Source organism: Enterococcus sp. DIV1368d, from assembly GCF_050542975.1.
Taxonomy (GTDB): Bacteria; Bacillota; Bacilli; order Lactobacillales; family Enterococcaceae; genus Enterococcus_D; species Enterococcus_D casseliflavus.
The window spans coordinates 2,991,560-3,010,942 of record NZ_CP172939.1; the positions used below are offsets into that span (position 1 = coordinate 2,991,560).

The window sequence follows — 19,383 nt, forward strand, 5'->3', positions numbered from 1 at the left end:
CGAAACATCGAAAGCAGTTCTTCCCAGTTTCCATTGAAAAAATTCCCGAAAATTATCTTATGAAACTTTAACAAAAAGAACCACTCCACAATTTATGCAAAGCGCTTAAAAAAACACTATCGAGAAAAAAATAGTGCCAAATTGACAAAAAAACAGTCGACAAGCAAAGGCTCATCGGCTGTTTCTATCAATTTTGATTCAGTTGTTTCTGGTACTGCAACGGTGATTGACCAACGGCTTCCTTAAAGACATGGTGAAATGTTTTGACACTGGCAAAACCTGCTTTTTCAGCGACTTCTGCCATGGGGATCTTTTCATTGGCCAAGATAAATTTGGCTTGATTGATGCGATATTCCGTCAAAAACTGCATGAAGGTCTTGCCAGTATTGGTTTTAAAGAAACGCGTGAAATAATGTGGACTAAATCCTACATGTCTTGCGGTGTCCTCCATCGTCAAGACTTCTTGGTAATGAGATTCGATGTACTCAAAGACATCATTCAGACGCTGCAAGGTTTCTTTGTATTGTGCGGCCGTTCGTTTTAGCGGATTGACGGCTTGTTTGCGCTTTGGCAAACCTTGATAGCACTCCCCAATCAACTGGTAAAGCAGCCCGAGAGTCAAATAACGCTTCCCAACAACATTTTCCTCTTCCAACTGATACAACTCGATCAAGAGACCTGTTATTTTTTCCGTAAAACTCGTTGGCCAATTTTTGCTGTGGGGCTCCCCTTCTTCAAAGAGTGTCATCAAGGATACTTCATTTTCTCGAAGCAACGGCTCTTCAAAAAGCTTCATATCAAATTGATAGACATAGCGTTCACTCTCAGGCGATGCTAGAAAATAGTGAGGTTGCCCGCTGGAAAAAAGATACAGATCCCCTTCCTCCAACTCAATGATCGTATCGTCAACACCAATATTGACCGTGCCGCGCTTAGCGTAAATGATCTCGATTTCTTTATGGACATGGGGGTAAACGATGGTCAAACCATCATTTAGAAACGTTCGAAAACGAAATTCACTTTCAAATTCAGGAATTTCAAGATACATACTCATGGCTGACCGACTCCTTCGCTCTATTCTTATTTATTATAAGCGAAAAATTGTCCAAGAGAAAACCTTTTCTCAGCCAATCATAGTTTCTTCTGCTTTTTTGTGGTATCGTATTCAAGAAAAGGAGTCTTGTTTATGAATTATTATGATCAACATCTGCATACATTTTTGTCTTTTGATTCAGATGAACAGTTTGAGAATTATCTTGCTTACCAGCCTGCCTACTTCGTTGCGACAGATCATTTCGATTTGAAGAACCCCTATTCGGGATTCCGTGATGATATTCCTGACTATGAATTACTAGTAAATACCCACCAGAAGCTACAAGAGACCACAGCGACGAAACTCTTAAAAGGCATCGAGATTGGTGTCGTGCCTGGTCAAGAACAAAAAATCTTGCGCTATCTTGAAAGCCATCCCTATGACTTGAAATTGATCAGTATCCATCAAAACGGTACCTTTGATTATATGGACGATGCCGTGTTGAACAAGGACAAATTTGCAGTCGCCAAACAATACTTTGACCAAATGGCCCACGTGTTGGACTCGTTTCCAGACGGGCACATCGTGACCCACTTTGATTATGGCTTGCGTCGTTTCCAATTTACAGCTGAGGAATTGGCCGCCCATTTTGAAACAGAGTTAACGACGATCTTCAAAAAAATCGTTGCCCGTGACTTAGCGATGGAAATCAACGCGAAGAGCTTTGGCCCCTATCAAAATGCCCACCTTTATCAATATGCTATCCCGCTGTATCAAAGTGTCGGCGGTAAATTGTTCACCCTCGGCTCTGATGCCCATAAAGCCAGTGACTATCGGTTAGATTTTGCAGCGATGAGCGATCTGCTGCGTTCCTTTGGTGTCAATCAATTAGCGGTCTTTCAAGGTAGCGAACGGTTTATGGCGGATCTGCCGACAGAATAAGCTTATTCTTTGACTATCATGCAAAAAAATTAAAAATGACCCGTCTATAAAGGAGGATTCCAGCTTCATTAGCAGTCATCCTTTCCTAGGTTGGTCATTTTAGTCGTGCGTATTATTTAATGGTTTTCAATTCTTGCACATTCAGGTCACGAAAATCAATGATCGTTTGATCCGCTGGCAGACCTTGCGCAGGAAATGCTGGATTCGCAAAGCCAATACAGTACATGCCCGCAGCTTTGGCAGCTTTACAGCCATTGATCGTATCTTCAATGACGATACATTGATGAGGGTTCGTGCCCAACAAAGACGCTGCTTTCAAGAATACGTCGGGAAAGGGTTTCGAGCGTGCTACCTCTTCACTACTGACGATCTCAGTAAAATAGTTTCGCAACTGCAATTGATCCAGGTTCTCCTCAATCTCTTTTTTGGGAGAAGAGGAAGCAACACCAAGCTGAAAGTTCGCTTCTGCTAACTGCCGAATCAATGTTTGCACATGAGGAATCGCTTTGACGCCATCACGTGTGATCAACGCTTTTCTTCTGAGATTCATTTCTTCAATGTACGCTGAAACAGATTTTTGTAACTGTAATTCTTCCTTCATTTTTTCCCACATAAATTCTGCAGTGGTCCCCATGAACTGATAGTGATACGACTCATCTACAAGGTGTCCTTCACTATGAAGCATCGCTGTTTTTGATTCTAAAAACGTATACTCAGAATCTACGATAACCCCATCCATATCAAAAATTACCGTTGGCATCATTGGCATAACCCCTGAATCGATGGCGACTCAAATGTCTCGACCCAGTCATTGTGAAAGTCCGTTATTGCTTTTTGAATGGAAGGCATGGCTAATCCTTGTCGATAGATGTCTGGATCAGCAGTGAGCGCATGTGCCCCTGCACGAATCGCGCGATTCATTTGCGCAGTGTTCTTAAAGCTTGCAGCAAGGATCTTACTTTGTGCTTGAGTGGTATGAATCGCTTGTGCCAATGATTCAATGACTGTTGGTGCATCAACATTGATATTTTCCATACGGTTATAGTATGGCGCCAAATAATCGACTCCAGCACCAATCGCTAAGAACCCCTGTAATTCGGTATAAATGGCTGTAGCTGTTAAATTGAATTCACGCTCTTTTAATCGTTTGATGGCTTCTAACCCATTTTCATTGACAGGGATTTTGATATAGACGTCGTTTCCCAGCTTATTGATAATCGTTTCTGCATCTAGAATCATCTCATCGACAGTTTCCCCAACCACTTGAACGTGTAAGGACGCTTCTCCGATTCGTTCTTTCACTGCTTGCAAATGAGTAAAAAAGTCGATGTTCCCCGCAGCTTTCAAAATCGTGGGGTTCGAGGTTACTCCTGCCAGCGGGAGTACCTTTTGATAGTGGGTGATTTCCTCAAGATTTACTGTATCCAAAAAGAATTCCATTGCTTACACTCCTTCAATCTTACGTTTTACTAGACAGTTTACTTACTTAATGCTGATTTTCGTTCCTTTTTCAATCACAGGGATCGTTTTTGCTTCTACATAAAGTGTGCCTGGTAATTCAGAGGTCGAACTGCCGTCAAATTTAATCGTGATGTGTCCTAATTCTTGTAAATTTCTTGATACCACATCGCCTACCGAGGTAATTTGATAGCTTTGATCATCGATCCATAATTTTTGTTCAGATGTAATCGTGCCATTCATTGGCTGTACTTCAATATTGTAACAATAGTCAGCTAACGCTGCCGGTGCATCTTTGCCAAAAAGAATGATCATATTTTCTTCGCGAAATAATTCCGCCTCCACACCGATTGAAAGAACTGTCGTAGTAAAAACTGCCATTTCTGCTTCCTCCTATACTGATTTAACTATAAAGTCCAAAACTTGCAAGCCATGCTACGAAGACCCGTGGTACACCATTTAAGAAACGAGAATAAAGAACAGAAGGTACCCCAACCTCAACCGTTTCCGCTTCTGCCTCTTCTAATCCTAACCCAACTGGAATAAAATCACAGGCATTTTGAGTATTGATCGCAAATAATGCAGGTAGAGCAAGTTGTGGTGGAATCGTTCCTTTGCCGATCTCGACCCCAATCAGTGTCCCGATCACTTGACTGATCACTGCCCCTGGTCCAAGTAACGGGGAGAGAAATGGCAAGGAACAAATAAAGCCGATGATCATCAATCCCCAAATATTGCCAGCCAATGGCGCCATCACATTCGCAAAGAAATTTCCAACGCCTGACCCTTGAATGATTCCAATCAACAGGGAAACAAATGCCATGAAGGGAATGACGGTATTGATCATCGTCTGAACCCCGTCTCGTGCAGATTGGTTAAAGGTCGCAACGACTTTCCCGGCGCCCATCCCGATCTTGGCAATAAAATTTTGCTGCTCGGCTTTTTGCTCTGTGATTTTTTTCGAAGTATCGTAGGTGAATTCCCGCTTAGGAGCTGTTGCTTCATTGGCGACTGTGGTTGCTTCTTGCTCTTCACTTAATGAAATTTGGTCGACCCCAACCGCCGAAACATAGATCTGTTCATTGATATATTGTGCTAATGGCCCACTTTTCCCCGTTGCGACGACATTGATCGTCGGAATCCCTTTTTTGGGATAAATACCGCAACGTAGTGTGCCACCACAGTCAATGATCGCCAATGCAATTTCATCATCGGGAATCGATGTTTTAAAGCCATTGACTGCTTCCATTCCCGTTAATTCAACAATTTTATCAACGATTGCAGGTCGCTCACCACCACCAGTAATGTAAATAAATTTATGTCTTTCTTCTGTCGGCGTGATCACTAAGGGACCGCCATAACCGCCACTGCCTTTGACTACTCGTATACTTTTGTACGTCATCTTGATTCCTCCTTATTCTGCCGCTAGTTTGACTGTTTTACTCAAAGTGATGCCTTGCTGCTTACACACGTAAGCAGTCGTAAAGTCGGTGACCCAACCGCCAATAAAGTTCATGATCATACCGACCAATAGGTAACGAATCGCCAGCTCCATCGAGTTTAAGCCTAATGTTGTGATTCCTTGGGCAATACCCAACCATACAAAGAGTTCTCCAGGATTGATATGAGGAAATACCCCATTACTGGTGTGACAAAATTGAGCTTGTGAGGCATAATAGCTAGGCTTATAATATTCAGGTAAAAAGCGAGCCATAGTAAACGACATTGGGTTTCCTAACATAAAGGCAGATAGGAAAGGTAAAAGCAAATAGCGAGTGAAAGGATTTTTTGAAGATAAACGTGCCACTTTGGTCACGCGTTCTTCTCCTAAGAAAGCAATCAACGTATTCATGGCGACCATCAGCATTAGCACCACTGGAACGATACCTGTCATCCATGAGATAAAGGTCTCTGCTCCGGTTTGAAAAAGGCTCATAAAACCTTCAGCAAATTTTGTAATATACTCCATTATTTTGCACTCCTTTTTTCTTTCATATATATTTTTTCTTTCCATGTTTGTATTTGTATTTTCAACAGTGTTACAGGCGACACTCCTTGACTTTCGGTATAGCTCCCGGCTTCTGTGCCCAAATAGATTTCTCTGGCATTTTCCATCGCTTGAATCGTCAACTTGTTTTCTTTTTGCACTTTTGGATGGTACTTATCGATATAATGAATATCTTCTCCTAGATAGACCGGCAGCTCTTTAAACTTCGCCAACACGGTTACCCCTTGCATCTTTCTGGCATCAAGAATGATTCCTCCTGGATCGACCGCAAGTAAAACGATCGTTCCTGCTTTTATTTTCCCAGCTCTGCGTCCAATCGCTACCTTGCCTTTTTTGCGCAGTTGCTGATAGTTTTGATTAAAGTGTTTGATCTGTTTCAACCCAAAAAGAATTTGTAACAAATAGGCGCCTAAGGCAAAAATACCAAATAGATAAACAAAACTCATATAATCAACTCCTTCTGATAAAGCCATTCTTTCAATGCCAATAGATTTTCTTGGGCACTGATTTCTTCTCTGAAATCCGCATTGCCAGCAATCGCAAATAATTCATCATAAATGCGCAACAAGTCTTGTTCGTTTTTCCCTGTCAATTCACTTGGAATACCTAACAAAAAAATCAGTTTGATATTACCCTCAGGAGTAACCAATTTCCTTTTGAACACACCTATCGACAGAACGATTTTATCTGTTTGATCATTGATCGCATGGGGAAAGCCAATCTCAGAATCAAAAATCGTGGCATGTTTTTCCTCTCTTTGTCTGATTCGTTCCAAAAAGCACTCATCTACTATATGCTCCTTTGTTAATTCGGCAATCATTGACTCGACATTCTTTTGATAGGTCAAGTCAGGATCTAAGTGGTTAAAGTGTAAGAGGATCGACTGCTTCCCTACTGACTGCAAGCGTTCGGCTTTTTCCCACTCATTGCGCAACCAATGATCGTCAAATAAGTTGGTCAATTTAATGATTGGACTTTTCACTTGCTCTAAATGTTTTAATGGGATCGTCGTAAAAATGGCGAAGTAATCGGTCAGATTTTCCTGATGATAGGCTTCCTCTGATAAATGGGTGATGCGAATATCATTGCCTAAGACTCGTTCCAATTGACGACGAATGATCATCGCCGTACCTCTGCCACTGTGACAAACTACAGCAATTTGTTTTTTGGCTGGTTCGTTTTGTTGGCTTTTCAAAGCAAGTTCAAAATAAAGTGCTAGATAACTGATTTCGACTGTGGGTATGGTTCGACCAACCACTTCTTCAATCTCTTGTAGACCGACTTTGGCTAATTCATAGGCAAAGGGATATTGTCGCTCGATTTCGCCGTAAAACAAATCGCTTAATTTTGCTTGGACCACGATTCGGTTGATCATATACTTTAAGTGTTCTTTCATTTCTAAAAACAACACTTTCTCATTGATATCCAAAACGAGCGTGCGATGGATTCGCTTTAGCATCGCTTTAAAGTACTGTTCGACTGCTGTCGGGACAACTGTACGCTCAATTAAGGAATTTGCAGATAAATTTAACGGGAACCAGAGAAAGTCTTGTTCTGTTTGACTTAAAGTCACTCGGTATTTGGTCTCTAGATGATAGATCAACTGCTCGATTTGTTCTTCTTCTTTGATGAAATTTGTATAACAATTCGGTATCGTCTCTAAATAATTTCCTTCAATAATCCTTTTCATGGAAATAGAAATCACTTTATACAGTAAACGACCATAATACTGCGGAATCCCTGAGAGAGAAATGATTTTTTGGATCATTGCTCGTGTATCATTTTCTAAATAATTTTCATAAAAATAATCTTGTACATAATAGATATAAAGCAAACGCAGATTAAATTCACTTCCTTTAATCTGAATCCCTCTATTTGGCGTTCCAACTACTTCTGTATCAAAAGGCTTGAGTAGCTTTTTTAGCATCCGAAAATCATTATAGACAGTACTCCTACTGATCCCTAGCGCTTCAGACAGATCGTCAATTAAAATAAATGACTTTTCCTCGATCAATTGTTTTAGGATAAATGCCACCCGTTTACTTGCTGAGTTAAAATCGGTTTCTTTTTTTAACTTTCCAGCCAAAATGAGTTCAAATTCTTCAGCATCTTCTACCTCAATCGAATAGCTCTTTTTCCTTTGCACGATTTTCGCAATACCAATTAGTTCTTCATTAAGCAGATCAATACTACTCTTTACTGTTTTTGAACTACTGCTCAACTTTTTCTGTAAATCAATGATTGAAATATCCTTATGGGTTATTAACAAGTCTAAGATTTGATACCATCGATTTACGAATGCCATTTTATCCCCCTATTTCTATCCCCTAGTTTTTCCTCCCGCTACATTTGTTGTCACTCCTGTAATATAACTGGATCGGTCAGACAGGTAATAGCAGACCAAGTCAGCTACTTCTGTCAATTTTCCACTCCGACCTAGAGGAATTGTACTCGTTTTTGTGTATCCTTCTCGCAGTTTTTCAACTGTCGTCCCTCTTGTGTAAGCCAATGCCTCCTCATAGGCGGGCGTTCTCAAACCTGTTTCTTCCATGATGCCCGGTGCAATACCCACGACTCGAACATTTGATTTTCCTAATTCTTTTGCCCAGGATCTTGTATAGCTATTGAGTGCCGCTTTGGTAGCAGCATATGCACTTTGCCCTTCAGATCCTTCAAGCCCTGATTCTGATGACATATTGATGATGACTCCAGATTTTTTATTGACCAATTCTCGGGCTACTGTTTGCGTCATTAGGAAAACGCCCTTTTGATTGATTGCACTCATCTTGTCAAAAATAGGATCTGATAATTCATATTTCCCATGAGGGTCTTTCTTATCTACTAAAAGACGTGGAATATTGATCCCTGCATTGTTCACTAAACCATCGACAGTTCCAAACCGCTCAATGACTTTTTCTACACCTGACTCCACCTCTTCCCTTACTGAAATATCCGTTTCAACAAACAACAAATTGTCATGTTGTCGCGTAGCTTCTGTAAGGTCAAAATTTGCCACATTCACCCCTTGCTCTAATAAACTTTCAACGATCCTCTTTCCGATTCCTGAAGAACCCCCTGTTACGATCACGGTTTTTCCAGCTATATTTAACCAGTCTTTCATACGTTCCCTCCTACAATTTGATTACGCTTTCAGTATAAGCGTTGACCAATAATAATTAAGACAGGATTTTTTCAAAGATCTAGAAAAAAAGTGTACGAATTTCACTGAATAATCTTCAGATCGTTTGCCTTAAAAAACAATGCAATTTTATTTTGCGACCGAAAGAATCATGTTGAAGCGACTTCTATTCTATCCTATCTTCTCCTTATAAGGAGTCATCCGCTCTTTTTTTAAAGGATGGTTTGTGAATACGACTTAATTAATTGCTCTCGATTTTTCCACAACAAAGCCACTCCAATAACATGCAGTCAAAGAAAGAAAAACTCCCACCTTTTTCTTCCACAAAAAAAGCTTAGGAAAGATTCCCTAAGCTTTTTGAAACGATTAAATTAGAGTGTATTAAAAAGGCGGAGATTGGTTGGTACGCTCCTTAAGAATGACTCAACTCGTCGACTTTTTCAAATAAAGACTTCGGCGAAAGTCAATCTCAGATATCCGTTTAATCGTCTGGAAGCCAGCACATGTTGACACCTTATCTCCCCAAGTTCAGATATTCCCATTGAAAGAAATCATTCAGTTGTTGCCTAACAAGAAGAAGCTGTTTCCATTAGCACTTCATTCAATGTTTCGATGTTTTTTCTACCGTCTGTTTGCATCCATTGTCTTGCAGCAGCTTCTCCTTTAGTGGCAAATACCTTAACACCATCTGCCCAAGTTGCTCGCCCGCATAATACACCATTGAAGGTAGAACCAGCTGCTTTGGCAAAGCGGAGGGTTTCTTGAAAAAGCTCTGCACTGACGCCTCCGCTAAGAAAAATAAATGGACAAGTAGCCATCTGGCTTTGTTCTTTAAAGAATGCTGCAGCCTCTTTTTGTGTATAGACAACCTCATTCCCGAACCCTTCAACAAACTTCATATTGACAGGAACTTCTACTTTCAAAACAGCTACGTTATAGCGCGACTCTGCAAAAACCTTCATCATTTGATTGACTTTATGTGGTTTGACCGTTGCGTATTCTTTCGATGTGTTATCCGAAATGGTCGCATCATAGGAGACTAGCTCTAAGAAAAAGGGCAGCCCTTCCGCCAGACATTCAGAACCGATTCGTTCTATATAAGCTTTCTTTTGATCGTTGATTGCATCGCTTTCGTCTACATCATAGTAGAGTAAAAACTTACAGGCATCCGCTCCTGCCTCTTTGAGCTTCTTGACTGACCAATAATTTAACGAGTCTGGGAGTCTCCCCGGCGTCGTTGCATCATACCCCGTTTTTTCATAAGCCATCAATAGGCCAGTTTGCTGAGCACGTTGTTTTGCTGCCGGAAGGCCGTATTCTGGATCCAATAAAATAGCCGATGCATATGGTGTTAGTTCTTCAGAGACGATGGTTTTAAATTGCTCGATCGCTGCGTCCGACACTTCTTTTTTATATTGACTTAGCATTCGCTTTAATGCGCCTCTTTGATCGATCGCCAATGCACTGATGATTCCTTTTGAATTACAAAGTTTTGTTACTGTTATCGGTTGCTTCATTGTCGTAGTCATTTTTTCAATTCCCTTCTAGATACTGATTCATTGCTTGTAGTACAGCTGTTTTAGAAGTAGCTGCTTGGATCGCTTTTTTAAACTCTTCTTTCATCAGCATCCTTGCCACTTGAGACAAAATCGTAAGGTGGGTAGTCCCAGCTTCGTTCTCTGGTATAAACATAGCGATGATCGTATGGATTTTTTGTCCGTCTAAACTGTCCCAATCGATTGCTTCTCTAAGTTTGATTACACTAATAAATGGTCGTCTAATAACACTGCTCTTCGCATGAGGAATGGCAAAGCCATCCATCATGCCTGTAGAGCCTTGTTCTTCTCGAAGGATAAATGCTGCTTCCACTTCTGAAACATTCGTAGCATCGCCTTGTCTCTTACTTTCTTTTGCTAGAAAAGAGAGCGCTTCCGCTTTATTATTTAGGAGGGAATCGACAAAAATATATTCTTCCGTAATCATGCTTTCACGTCCATTCTCTGTTTGGCAACTTTTCTTTTTTGAACCAATCCTAGCAACAACCCACCTGCGATCGATCCTGCTAAAATCGCACTTACCCATAAAAGACCATGAGTAACAACGGGTAATACTAGAAAGCCACCATGGGGTGCAGGCACTTGCACTTTGAAGAGATAGGTCAGTACAGCAGCAATCGAAGAACCAAACATCATGATCGGTAACACTCTCAGCGGGTCTTTTGCCGCAAAAGGAATCGCTCCTTCTGTAATATGTGTTGAGCCTAAGATAAAATTGACTAATCCAGCATTTTTTTCATTTGCATCAAAATACTTCCCAAAGAATAAAACGGCAAAACCTGTGATCAATGGTGGTGCAATGCACGCTGCGGATACTCCTGCCATGAAACTAGTATTTCCTTGTGCCAATAAAGCAGTACCTGTTACATAAGCTGCTTTATTGATTGGTCCTCCCATATCGAATGCGCACATACAGCCAACAATAATTCCTAATACAAAGGGACTAGAGTTTTCGAAACCAGCTAAGAAAGACATCATTGCTTCGTTGATCGTTGCCATCGGCCCTGACACAAAGTCCATAATCAATCCTGTAATCAAGACTCCTAAAACGGGATAAAGAAAAATTGCTTTCAAACCATCTAATGATTTAGGTAAAAGAACCAATGCCTTCATCAGCCCTAGAACGACATAGCCGGCTAAGAAACCTGAAACGATCCCACCTAAAAAGCCAGTGCCGCCGTCTGCCGCGATCAAGCCCCCAACAAACCCAACCACTAGTCCTGGTCGTTTCGCGATACTCTCCGCAATAAATGCTGATAGGATCGGGACCATCATACTCATAGCAAAACCACCGATTCCATTGAGTCGCGCAGCAAATTCGTTGTACTGAGCATTAGTTGGATCAGCCGAATAAATCCCCCAAAGAAATGAAATAGCAATCAAGACTCCCCCACTGACCACAAACGGTAACATATGGGAGACACCATTCATTAAGTTTTTGTATATCATATGTCCAATCCCGCTGACGGCTACTTCTTCTTTATTGGTCGGAACAGATTGCTTCGGCTGTTTGATTTTCCCTGCACCCTCTAAGGCATCAGCGATCAATTGATCCGCATTGCGAATGCCCGAAGCTACCGGGACATCAATGATTTTTTTGCCTGCAAAACGTTCGGCTTGAACATCTTTATCAGCCGCGATAATGACTGCGTCGGCAGCTTCGATCTCTTTAGCAGTCAATGCATTTTCGATCCCAATCTGTCCATGAGTCTCTACTTTGATCGAAATGCCTCGCTTCTTAGCGGCTTGCTCTAATGCTTCTTGTGCCATATACGTATGCGCGATCCCCGTCGGACATCCCGTCGCAGCTACTATCTGAAATTTTGTCATTTATGGACTTCCTTTCTATGAACATGTATTTGCGCTTCCAATTCAGGGATATCTAAAAAGTCAGTCAATCCCTTTTTAAAAGCAGTTGAACTTCCCGCAGCAATACTTCTTTTCAATGTATGAGAAACCTCCTCCTTGCGAACCATCCCAGCAATAAAGGTCCCTAATAAGCTATCTCCCGCACAGGCTGTATTTACCACTTTACCTTTTGGGGCATTAGCGATCAGACAAGTTGCTTCATTTAAAAAAATCCCCCCCTCACTTCCTAAAGACAGCAACACATTTTGCGCTCCTTCTGCAATTAACATTTGACCGTATTTCTGATAATCTTCGGGTGCGATCGTGGCGACATCAAACAGTGTCGCTAACTCCTCTTCATTTGGTTTGATCAAGTAAGGACGATACTGCAAACACTCCCGAACTTCCTTATAACTACTATCAATAATCAGCTTGACTTCTCGTTCCTGACAGATTTTACTGATCTCAATCAAAACCGTCGGCTGAACACCTTTTGGTAAACTCCCAGAAACACAAAGAAAATCACCTGGAACAAGAGTCTTGATTTTTGCCAACAATCGCTCCACATTTTCTGGACTGATCGCTGGCCCTTGATTAACCAATTTATATTCTTTGTTTTCTTCGTTGACTTGTGTAAAGACATTTATTCTGGTCATTCCATTAACCGCTACAAAATCGGTCTTGATGTGCTTTTCGCTTAAAAAATCTTCAATATATTTTCCTGTAAAGCCACCGCTAAATCCTAAAGCAGTGCTGGGAATGCCTAGCATCTTCAAAATAAGAGAAACGTTCACCCCTTTGCCATTGGCTTGGATCTCATCATCTAGTGTACGATTGACAACTTGAGGCAAAAGCTGTTCTGTTTCGATAAATAAGTCAATCGCTAAATTCATCGTGCATGTGTAAATCGTTCCCATAATTGTTCCTCCTTGCTGTACCTTAAGTATGCACTGTTTCTGAATGTACATGTTTTCTAAAACGATCCATTCTGTTGAAAACATTTTCAATCTTGTTTGATTCCATTTGATTTTCAGATACAATCACACTAAAATAGCGATAAGAGGTGGCAAGATGGACAACAAATTAAGTGAAGCAGAACTATTTTTATGGAATTACATTACGCAAAACCTTTCAGAAATTCCGAGCCTTTCGATTATCAAACTAAGTGAACTGGCAAATGTTTCAACGACAACGATCGTCCGAACCATGAAGAAAAAGGGCTATGAGGGCTACACCTCTTTTAAACATCATTTAAAAGAGCAATCGAATATGACCTTGAATTTTTCAAACGTGGAAATGGTGGATGAAGAGATCCGTCGCTCCATTATTAAAAATGAACAAGAAGTCATTCGTACCTTAAATATGCTGGATACGGGCACTATTGAAGATGCGATCCAAAAAATATACAACGCGAAACGAATCGTTATTTTTGCACGGGGCTTTTCAGAATTGATTGGGGAAGAAATGAAGACAAAATTTCAACTGGTGGATAAATATTGTGAGTTGTACACTGATCCCAATATTATCACTACGATCAGTAAGCGTTTACGTAAAGAAGATACTGTGATTTTTGTTTCATTAAATGGGGAGACCGAAGAATTAGTCATTGCGGCTCAAAATTGTTACGATAAAGAAATCGGATCGCTTTTGATCACCGCCTCAAAAGAAAGCCGCTTGCTGGAATTAGTCGAGCTTTCTTTGATTGGCTTCAAATCAGAAATTTCCTTTTTCCCTGATTATGAAGTCCGCTCACGACTGCCCTTATCGGTCATTGCTCGAATCTTGTTGGATTCTTATGCGATTCGTATCAAGAAAAAATAAGCAGGCTCACTCGAAATCAATAAAAAAAGTCTTTTCGCCCTCATAGTGTTTCTTCTATGAGTGAGCGAAAAGACTTTTTTGCTGAATGATTTGGATGCAGTCTCTTAATATCGCTACTGACTGCTAGCGATTTTACGAGTTATTACCTTCGCAGAAGTGGTTATTCTGCTGCTAAAATATCTTCCTTGGCATGGATCATTTGAGTCAAAAAGTCACAATAAGGCGTTGGCACTTGGTACTTGCGGCCTTTTCGTGAGATTGCGCCATTGATATAATCGATTTCGGTTTTACGATGATTATTGATCAAATCTTGATACATGGATGGATAGTGCATTCCGATGCCTTCTGGATCATAGGTTTCCTCAATATGGTGGACTACTTCGGATACATCCAGTTCAACAGATTCATGGGCAGCAACTGCCGCAAATTCTTCCACGATCGTTTGGACCATCGCACGCGCTGTTGAGGTTTGTCCGAATTGGGAAATATTCACATTTAAAATCGAACACAAGCCATTTAGGGTGCCGTTGACACAGGCTTTGCGATAGATGGAGTAACGGATGTTCTCAGAATAAGACGCATTCAACCCAGCATCAGCCAAGACTGCCGCCAATTGACGGGCATCTTCTTCTTTCCCCGGTTCGATATTTTGCAGTTCTACAGAACCATCCCCAAACAAGCGAACGTTACCAGGACCAATCAAGTCCGCCGTCCAAATGGTATTTCCTAAAAAGATTTTATCCGTGCTAACATATTTTTCAATCGTGTCCTCATGACCGATCCCGTTTAATAAGCATAAGACTTTCGTTTGCTCTCCGATCATCGGTTTGATCGTTTGCATCATTTGATCCAGTTGCATCGCTTTAGTAAAGACCAGGATCAAGTCTGCTTGTACAGTCGTTGGGATCTCATTTTGCGAATAGATCGAAAAAGGGACTGCGATCTCTTCACCGTTTAAGTTCGCTCGTAATCCGTGTTCCCGGATCGCTTCGATATGCGCCGGCCAGCCGTCGATCAACGTGACGTCATTTCCGCCTCTTTTTAGCATAATAGCAAAACGGCTGCCCATAGCACCTGCACCAGCAATAACAATTTTCATCTGAATTCCTCTTTCCTCTTCCACAATTAGGTATAGTTTACTCTAAAATCGTGAAATATGCGAGAGCCTTGCGTTTTTTTCTCGATAGGAAAGAAAAAAGAACAATTGGAATAGTTAGATTTTTCAGATAATTAAAAAACGATCGTTTCCAATTCTGTCCATTCAGAAAAGCCGCACGGAAGGTAGAAAAACTGACTGAGCTAAGCCAGTTTTCGGACTCACGTGCGACTCTTTTAATCCTTCATTTCCTATGAAACAGTTGTCGGTTTAGGCAGTGACTGTTTCATTTTTTGTTGCAAAGTTTTTTAACCGTTCAGCTTTTTCTGCTTCTGTGATCCCATGTTGCTCCACGTAACGGTTGTGTTCGTGGATGGCACAATCATAGCTGCAGGCACCCAAATGGGCAGCCTGATTTTCCTCAGAAGTTAAGAATTGGCGATTGCATTCTGGGTTGGCACAGTTTACATAGCGCTCGCAAGGTGTCCCATCAAACCAGTCGCGGCCGATGACTTTTTTATCGACATGATTGATTTCCACACTGATGCGTTCATCAAAGACGTACATTTTCCCATCCCAAAGCTCGCCTTGAACTTCTGGGTCATTCCCATAAGCAAAGATACCGCCATGGAGTTGGGCCACATCTTCAAAGCCTTCTCGCAGCAGCCAGCCTGAGAATTTTTCACAACGTATACCACCAGTACAATAAGTAACGACTTTTTTATCCATGAATTTTTCTTTATTATCGATGATCCATTGCGGCAACTCACGGAAGCTGCGGATATCGGGACGAACGGCTCCTCGGAAATGGCCTAAATCATATTCATAATCGTTACGAGCATCGATCACCACGGTATCTTCATCTAACAACGCTTCTTTGAACGCTTTAGGATCTAAATATTTTCCAGTCATTTCTAATGGATCGATGTCGTCTTCAAGGTTCAATGAAACCAATTCTTTGCGCGGACGAACGAATAGCTTTTTAAACGCATGTTCTTCTACTTCGTCGATCTTATAAAAAATCCCTTTAAAACGGGGATCAGCTTCCATTTTTTCCATATAGCGATCCGTTGCTTCAACCGTTCCAGAAAGTGTGCCATTGATCCCTTCATTGGCTACTAAAATACGGCCCTTGATGCCAATTTCTTTTCCAAATGCTAAATGCTCCTTGGCGAAGCTTTCCGGATCTTCAATTGTTGTGTATTTATAAAATAATAAAACGCGGTATGTCAAACCAATTCCTCCTTTTTTTGCACCCTACAGTATAGTTTATCACGTGACAAAAAACGAGTTTTATGCTTGTACCTTTTCACACAATCTTTTTCTTTGAGCAAACAGTGTCATGGATTGGTTTTATTGAGCTCTGCCACGAAAAAAGCTGTGACTTGATCCATCGTTTCTCCACGCACCAGATGGCGTTCTTCTCGCGAGATAAACTGCAGATTTGCTTCTGGATTTTCTGCCACAAAGGCTTCCACATCACCATAAGGAATTTTCTCGTCTTGGGTACCATGCCAAAACAAAAGAGGTCGCTGTCCTAATTTCTCTGGTTGAGAAGACAGATCGTAAGCATCCATCCAGCTTAAAAGCTGACCATAATCCTCGGGTACAAAGAACCCAGCAGCGCCAGCGTGCATTTGGATGCGGTCACGGTATTTCAACATGGAAGGAGAACCCATGATACAAGCTGCCGCTGTAATTTCTGGATGCTGGCACAATAAACCACACGTGGTCATCCCTCCCATGGAGACACCGCCAACTGCGATCTGACCGTTGACCAAACCAAGATTTTCAAAAAAATCGACTAAGTAAGAAAACTCAAATAGATTGGTTTGGATACTTTGCCAAAAAGTTAAAGAAGGAATCTCCGATAGCTGGGTCTTGCGCTCCCCATGATTGGCTGCATCTGGCAAGACCACCCGAAAACCTTCTCTAGCCAACTTTCTGCCTTGTGTCAACACTAATTCTTTACTCGTCTGCCAGCCATGGTAGTAAATAATCAATGGCAGTGGCTCATAAATCATTTCTTCTGGTACGACTTCTAAGACCGGAATATTCCCGATTTTTCTTTTTCGAACAGCTAATTTCATTCTTTTCCACCTCAGCTTAAGTATACAAAAAGTCGCCAAAAGCGCCACTGATACGCTGCAAAAAAAGATCATACCCGAAGAGTATGATCCGTTTTTTATTTATGAATGTAAGACCGCTTCTCGAGCCAATGCCAAACAACCGAGGGTTCCAGCGTTGTCTTCCAATGCTGGGGTCACGATATATTTGCTTAACTCAGGTGTTTCGACATACCCATTGACCAATTTTGCAAATGCATCGTGGACGTTTTGCAGCATATGGCGCTGTTTCATCACTCCACCGCCAAAAATGATCACATCTGGAGAAAACATCAAGGTTGTATTGTAGGCACATTGAGCAATATAGGAGGCTTCGATTTCCCAATAAGGATCATCTTCTGCAACCTCTTGCCCTTTTTTCCCTAATCGTTTTTCGATGGCTGGTCCAGCAGCCATCCCTTCTAGACAGTTGCCGTGAAATGGACAGCTGCCAGCAAAGTCATCTTTTGGATGAGGGACGACCAGCATATGCCCCATTTCTGGATGACTAAACCCTTCGATAAAGCGCCCTTCTTGTAAGGCACCGCCGCCAACGCCTGTACCGATCGTGTAGTAAACGACACTACTCAATCCTTTGCCACTGCCGAAGACATACTCACCATAGGCAGCCGCATTGACATCTGTTGTCCAAGAAATCGGGATCGGAAATTCTTTTTTCATGGTACCGATGAAATCAAAATTTTGCCATGCCAATTTCGGGGTCGAGGTAATGTACCCATAAGTGGCAGAATCCCGATGGATATCGATGGGCCCAAATGAGCCAATCCCAATCCCTGCTAAATCTGCTTGGTATTGTTTGAAGAAATCAATGACTAAAGGCATTGTTTCCTCAGGTGTCGTTGTCGGAAAGCTCACTCTTTCCTTGATCGTCATTTCTTCATCGCCAATGGCGCACACAAATTTTGTGCCGCCTGCTTCAATCGAACCGTATAACATGCACATCGCTCCTTTTTTTCTAACTACTTGCTGAACTTGACGCTGCGGCATCATCTGCTTTGACGCGATCGATGGCTACCACTAATGCAATGATCAGGTCATCTAGATCTTCTTCATAGATCACGACTTCATAGGTATCGCCCCAAGAGATCCATTTTTTGTGGATCTCTGCGATTCGCTTGCCGTTGCGGTTGACCACAAAATCCATATCCCACCAATTGCCGTCCACATCGATGCCTTCTGCACTGATGGAATAGCGGGCTTTAAAAAATGTGAAATGTTTTTCTAAAACGATCGCTTCTTGGCCGTGGACTTCCACAAAAAATTTCGGTAATAAACTGAACACTTTTTTGGTGATCTCCGCGATCGGTCGCTGCTGCTCATTGAAGATCGTAAAACTTTTCGGGATCTTAAAAAAACTACCTTCGACATAATAGCGAGGGTTTTGTAAATCATCGGTGACGGTAAATTTTTCGCCGATGCTGAAAACCTTCTGTTTGATGTAAAGTTTCTTCAAATGCTACACTCCTTTCTCTTTGACATCGCCCGTATTGATCACTGGCTGCGTGCCTTTATCAGTAATGATCGACACCAATAAATTATTGATCAGTTGGACTTTGCGGTCATCTGTGAAATTGATGTCCTGTCCATCTTCGATTTGTTCTAACGCCATTTGTGTCATGGAGACGGCCCCTTCAACAATGATTTGCCGTGCAGATAAAATCGCTTTGGCTTGTTGGCGCTGCAGCATCGCACTAGCGATCTCAGTCGCATACGCCAAATGGTTTAAGCGCGTCTCCAAGACTTCGACCCCGGCAACAGCCAATCGTTCTTGCAATTCTTTTGCCAGTTCTTCCGAAACTTCATTGGTATTGCCTCGCAACGTCAGATCATCGTCATTGAACGTGTCATACGGGTATTGCGTCGCAATATGACGAATCGCTGTTTCACTTTGGATCTCAATGAAATCTTGGTAATAATCGACATCAAACAATGCTTTCGCCGTATCTACGACTTTAAAAACCACCACCGCCGAGATCTCGATCGGGTTTCCATCTGAATCATTGACCTTCAACAGCGAACTGTTAAAGTTGCGGACTTTCAATGAAACATTGATTTTTTGGGTTAAGGGGGTTGTCACGAATAAGCCGTTGTCTTTAATGGTTCCTAAGTACTGCCCAAAAAAGAGGATCGCTTTGGCTTGGTTGGGTTGTACGATCGTTAACGAACTAAGGAAAAGAAACGAAACGATCCATAAAAGAATACTGAGAACGATTTCGAGAACGCTCTCATTTACGAACCCATGATAAAACAAATAACCGCCGCCAACTAATAACCCGATCAGCACAACCAGTGCTAAATACCCATTCACATGAAATGTCTGTTTTTCTGTCATTTTTATTCCTTCCCTTCTTGCTCT

At 41.6% G+C, this 19,383-nt stretch carries 21 protein-coding genes; 2 read left to right on the forward strand and 19 right to left on the reverse strand.

Annotated elements, in window-relative coordinates:
- Positions 1-187: 187 nt before the first annotated feature.
- Complete coding sequence (locus IGJ44_RS14090; RefSeq protein ID WP_005228201.1) at positions 188-1,054, reverse strand: AraC family transcriptional regulator; 867 nt, start codon at positions 1,052-1,054, stop codon at positions 188-190.
- 132 nt (positions 1,055-1,186) lie between these two features.
- On the opposite strand from IGJ44_RS14090, the gene IGJ44_RS14095 reads away from it, so the two are divergent.
- Positions 1,187-1,975 carry a PHP domain-containing protein gene (locus tag IGJ44_RS14095; protein WP_167826891.1) on the forward strand — a complete coding sequence of 263 codons (789 nt, stop codon included), beginning with the start codon at positions 1,187-1,189 and terminating at the stop codon, positions 1,973-1,975.
- A 112-nt stretch (positions 1,976-2,087) separates the two neighbouring features.
- Here the strand turns inward: IGJ44_RS14095 and IGJ44_RS14100 are convergent, their stop codons facing one another.
- The 12 genes from IGJ44_RS14100 to pfkB all read right to left on the reverse strand — a co-directional run bounded on the left by IGJ44_RS14100 (position 2,088) and on the right by pfkB (position 12,901).
- Complete coding sequence (locus IGJ44_RS14100) at positions 2,088-2,738, reverse strand: HAD family hydrolase (protein WP_413130372.1); 651 nt, start codon at positions 2,736-2,738, stop codon at positions 2,088-2,090.
- On the reverse strand, positions 2,735-3,415 hold the full coding sequence (locus IGJ44_RS14105; protein WP_008380347.1) for a fructose-6-phosphate aldolase: 681 nt from the start codon (positions 3,413-3,415) through the stop codon (positions 2,735-2,737). The genes IGJ44_RS14100 and IGJ44_RS14105 overlap by 4 nt, the downstream gene beginning before the upstream one ends.
- A 42-nt stretch (positions 3,416-3,457) precedes the next feature.
- On the reverse strand, positions 3,458-3,814 hold the full coding sequence (locus IGJ44_RS14110; RefSeq protein WP_015510342.1) for a PTS glucitol/sorbitol transporter subunit IIA: 357 nt from the start codon (positions 3,812-3,814) through the stop codon (positions 3,458-3,460).
- Between the two features lie 22 nt (positions 3,815-3,836).
- Positions 3,837-4,835, reverse strand: a complete 999-nt coding sequence (gene srlE, locus IGJ44_RS14115; protein WP_074934133.1) for a PTS glucitol/sorbitol transporter subunit IIB — start codon at positions 4,833-4,835, stop codon at positions 3,837-3,839.
- A 12-nt stretch (positions 4,836-4,847) separates the two neighbouring features.
- Complete coding sequence (gene srlA / locus IGJ44_RS14120; protein WP_074934132.1) at positions 4,848-5,402, reverse strand: PTS glucitol/sorbitol transporter subunit IIC; 555 nt, start codon at positions 5,400-5,402, stop codon at positions 4,848-4,850.
- Positions 5,402-5,887 (reverse strand): transcriptional regulator GutM, encoded by a 486-nt coding sequence (locus IGJ44_RS14125; RefSeq protein WP_167826889.1) that lies wholly within the window; start codon positions 5,885-5,887, stop codon positions 5,402-5,404. Before IGJ44_RS14125 ends, srlA begins: the two co-directional genes overlap by 1 nt.
- Complete coding sequence (locus tag IGJ44_RS14130) at positions 5,884-7,746, reverse strand: BglG family transcription antiterminator (RefSeq protein ID WP_015510346.1); 1,863 nt, start codon at positions 7,744-7,746, stop codon at positions 5,884-5,886. Before IGJ44_RS14130 ends, IGJ44_RS14125 begins: the two co-directional genes overlap by 4 nt.
- A 15-nt stretch (positions 7,747-7,761) precedes the next feature.
- Positions 7,762-8,562, reverse strand: coding sequence for an SDR family oxidoreductase (locus tag IGJ44_RS14135; RefSeq protein ID WP_151195972.1), 801 nt, complete (start codon positions 8,560-8,562; stop codon positions 7,762-7,764).
- A 584-nt stretch (positions 8,563-9,146) separates the two neighbouring features.
- Positions 9,147-10,109 (reverse strand): tagatose-bisphosphate aldolase, encoded by a 963-nt coding sequence (lacD, locus tag IGJ44_RS14140; protein WP_151195973.1) that lies wholly within the window; start codon positions 10,107-10,109, stop codon positions 9,147-9,149.
- A gap of 4 nt (positions 10,110-10,113) precedes the next feature.
- Entirely contained in the window at positions 10,114-10,563 is a 450-nt protein-coding gene (locus IGJ44_RS14145) for a PTS sugar transporter subunit IIA (protein WP_151195974.1), read from the reverse strand.
- The gene (locus tag IGJ44_RS14150; protein WP_167826887.1) at positions 10,560-11,966 is read right to left on the reverse strand and encodes a PTS fructose transporter subunit IIC; all 1,407 of its coding nucleotides are present in this window, start codon (positions 11,964-11,966) and stop codon (positions 10,560-10,562) included. The genes IGJ44_RS14145 and IGJ44_RS14150 overlap by 4 nt, the downstream gene beginning before the upstream one ends.
- The gene (gene pfkB / locus IGJ44_RS14155; protein ID WP_167826886.1) at positions 11,963-12,901 is read right to left on the reverse strand and encodes a 1-phosphofructokinase; all 939 of its coding nucleotides are present in this window, start codon (positions 12,899-12,901) and stop codon (positions 11,963-11,965) included. The genes IGJ44_RS14150 and pfkB overlap by 4 nt, the downstream gene beginning before the upstream one ends.
- Before the next feature lie 154 nt (positions 12,902-13,055).
- On the opposite strand from pfkB, the gene IGJ44_RS14160 reads away from it, so the two are divergent.
- Positions 13,056-13,805 (forward strand): MurR/RpiR family transcriptional regulator, encoded by a 750-nt coding sequence (locus IGJ44_RS14160; protein WP_008380325.1) that lies wholly within the window; start codon positions 13,056-13,058, stop codon positions 13,803-13,805.
- A 160-nt stretch (positions 13,806-13,965) separates the two neighbouring features.
- Here the strand turns inward: IGJ44_RS14160 and IGJ44_RS14165 are convergent, their stop codons facing one another.
- The 6 genes from IGJ44_RS14165 to IGJ44_RS14190 all read right to left on the reverse strand — a co-directional run bounded on the left by IGJ44_RS14165 (position 13,966) and on the right by IGJ44_RS14190 (position 19,359).
- Entirely contained in the window at positions 13,966-14,904 is a 939-nt protein-coding gene (locus tag IGJ44_RS14165) for a 2-dehydropantoate 2-reductase (RefSeq protein WP_167826885.1), read from the reverse strand.
- A gap of 267 nt (positions 14,905-15,171) precedes the next feature.
- Positions 15,172-16,134, reverse strand: coding sequence for a rhodanese-related sulfurtransferase (locus IGJ44_RS14170; RefSeq protein ID WP_010749997.1), 963 nt, complete (start codon positions 16,132-16,134; stop codon positions 15,172-15,174).
- A 107-nt stretch (positions 16,135-16,241) separates the two neighbouring features.
- Positions 16,242-16,991, reverse strand: coding sequence for an alpha/beta fold hydrolase (locus IGJ44_RS14175; RefSeq protein ID WP_015510359.1), 750 nt, complete (start codon positions 16,989-16,991; stop codon positions 16,242-16,244).
- A gap of 99 nt (positions 16,992-17,090) precedes the next feature.
- Positions 17,091-17,963, reverse strand: coding sequence for a fructokinase ScrK (scrK, locus tag IGJ44_RS14180; RefSeq protein ID WP_002347415.1), 873 nt, complete (start codon positions 17,961-17,963; stop codon positions 17,091-17,093).
- A 19-nt stretch (positions 17,964-17,982) separates the two neighbouring features.
- Positions 17,983-18,480, reverse strand: coding sequence for an LURP-one-related/scramblase family protein (locus tag IGJ44_RS14185; protein WP_005233908.1), 498 nt, complete (start codon positions 18,478-18,480; stop codon positions 17,983-17,985).
- A gap of 3 nt (positions 18,481-18,483) precedes the next feature.
- On the reverse strand, positions 18,484-19,359 hold the full coding sequence (locus IGJ44_RS14190) for an SPFH domain-containing protein (protein WP_005228179.1): 876 nt from the start codon (positions 19,357-19,359) through the stop codon (positions 18,484-18,486).
- Positions 19,360-19,383 lie beyond the last annotated feature (24 nt).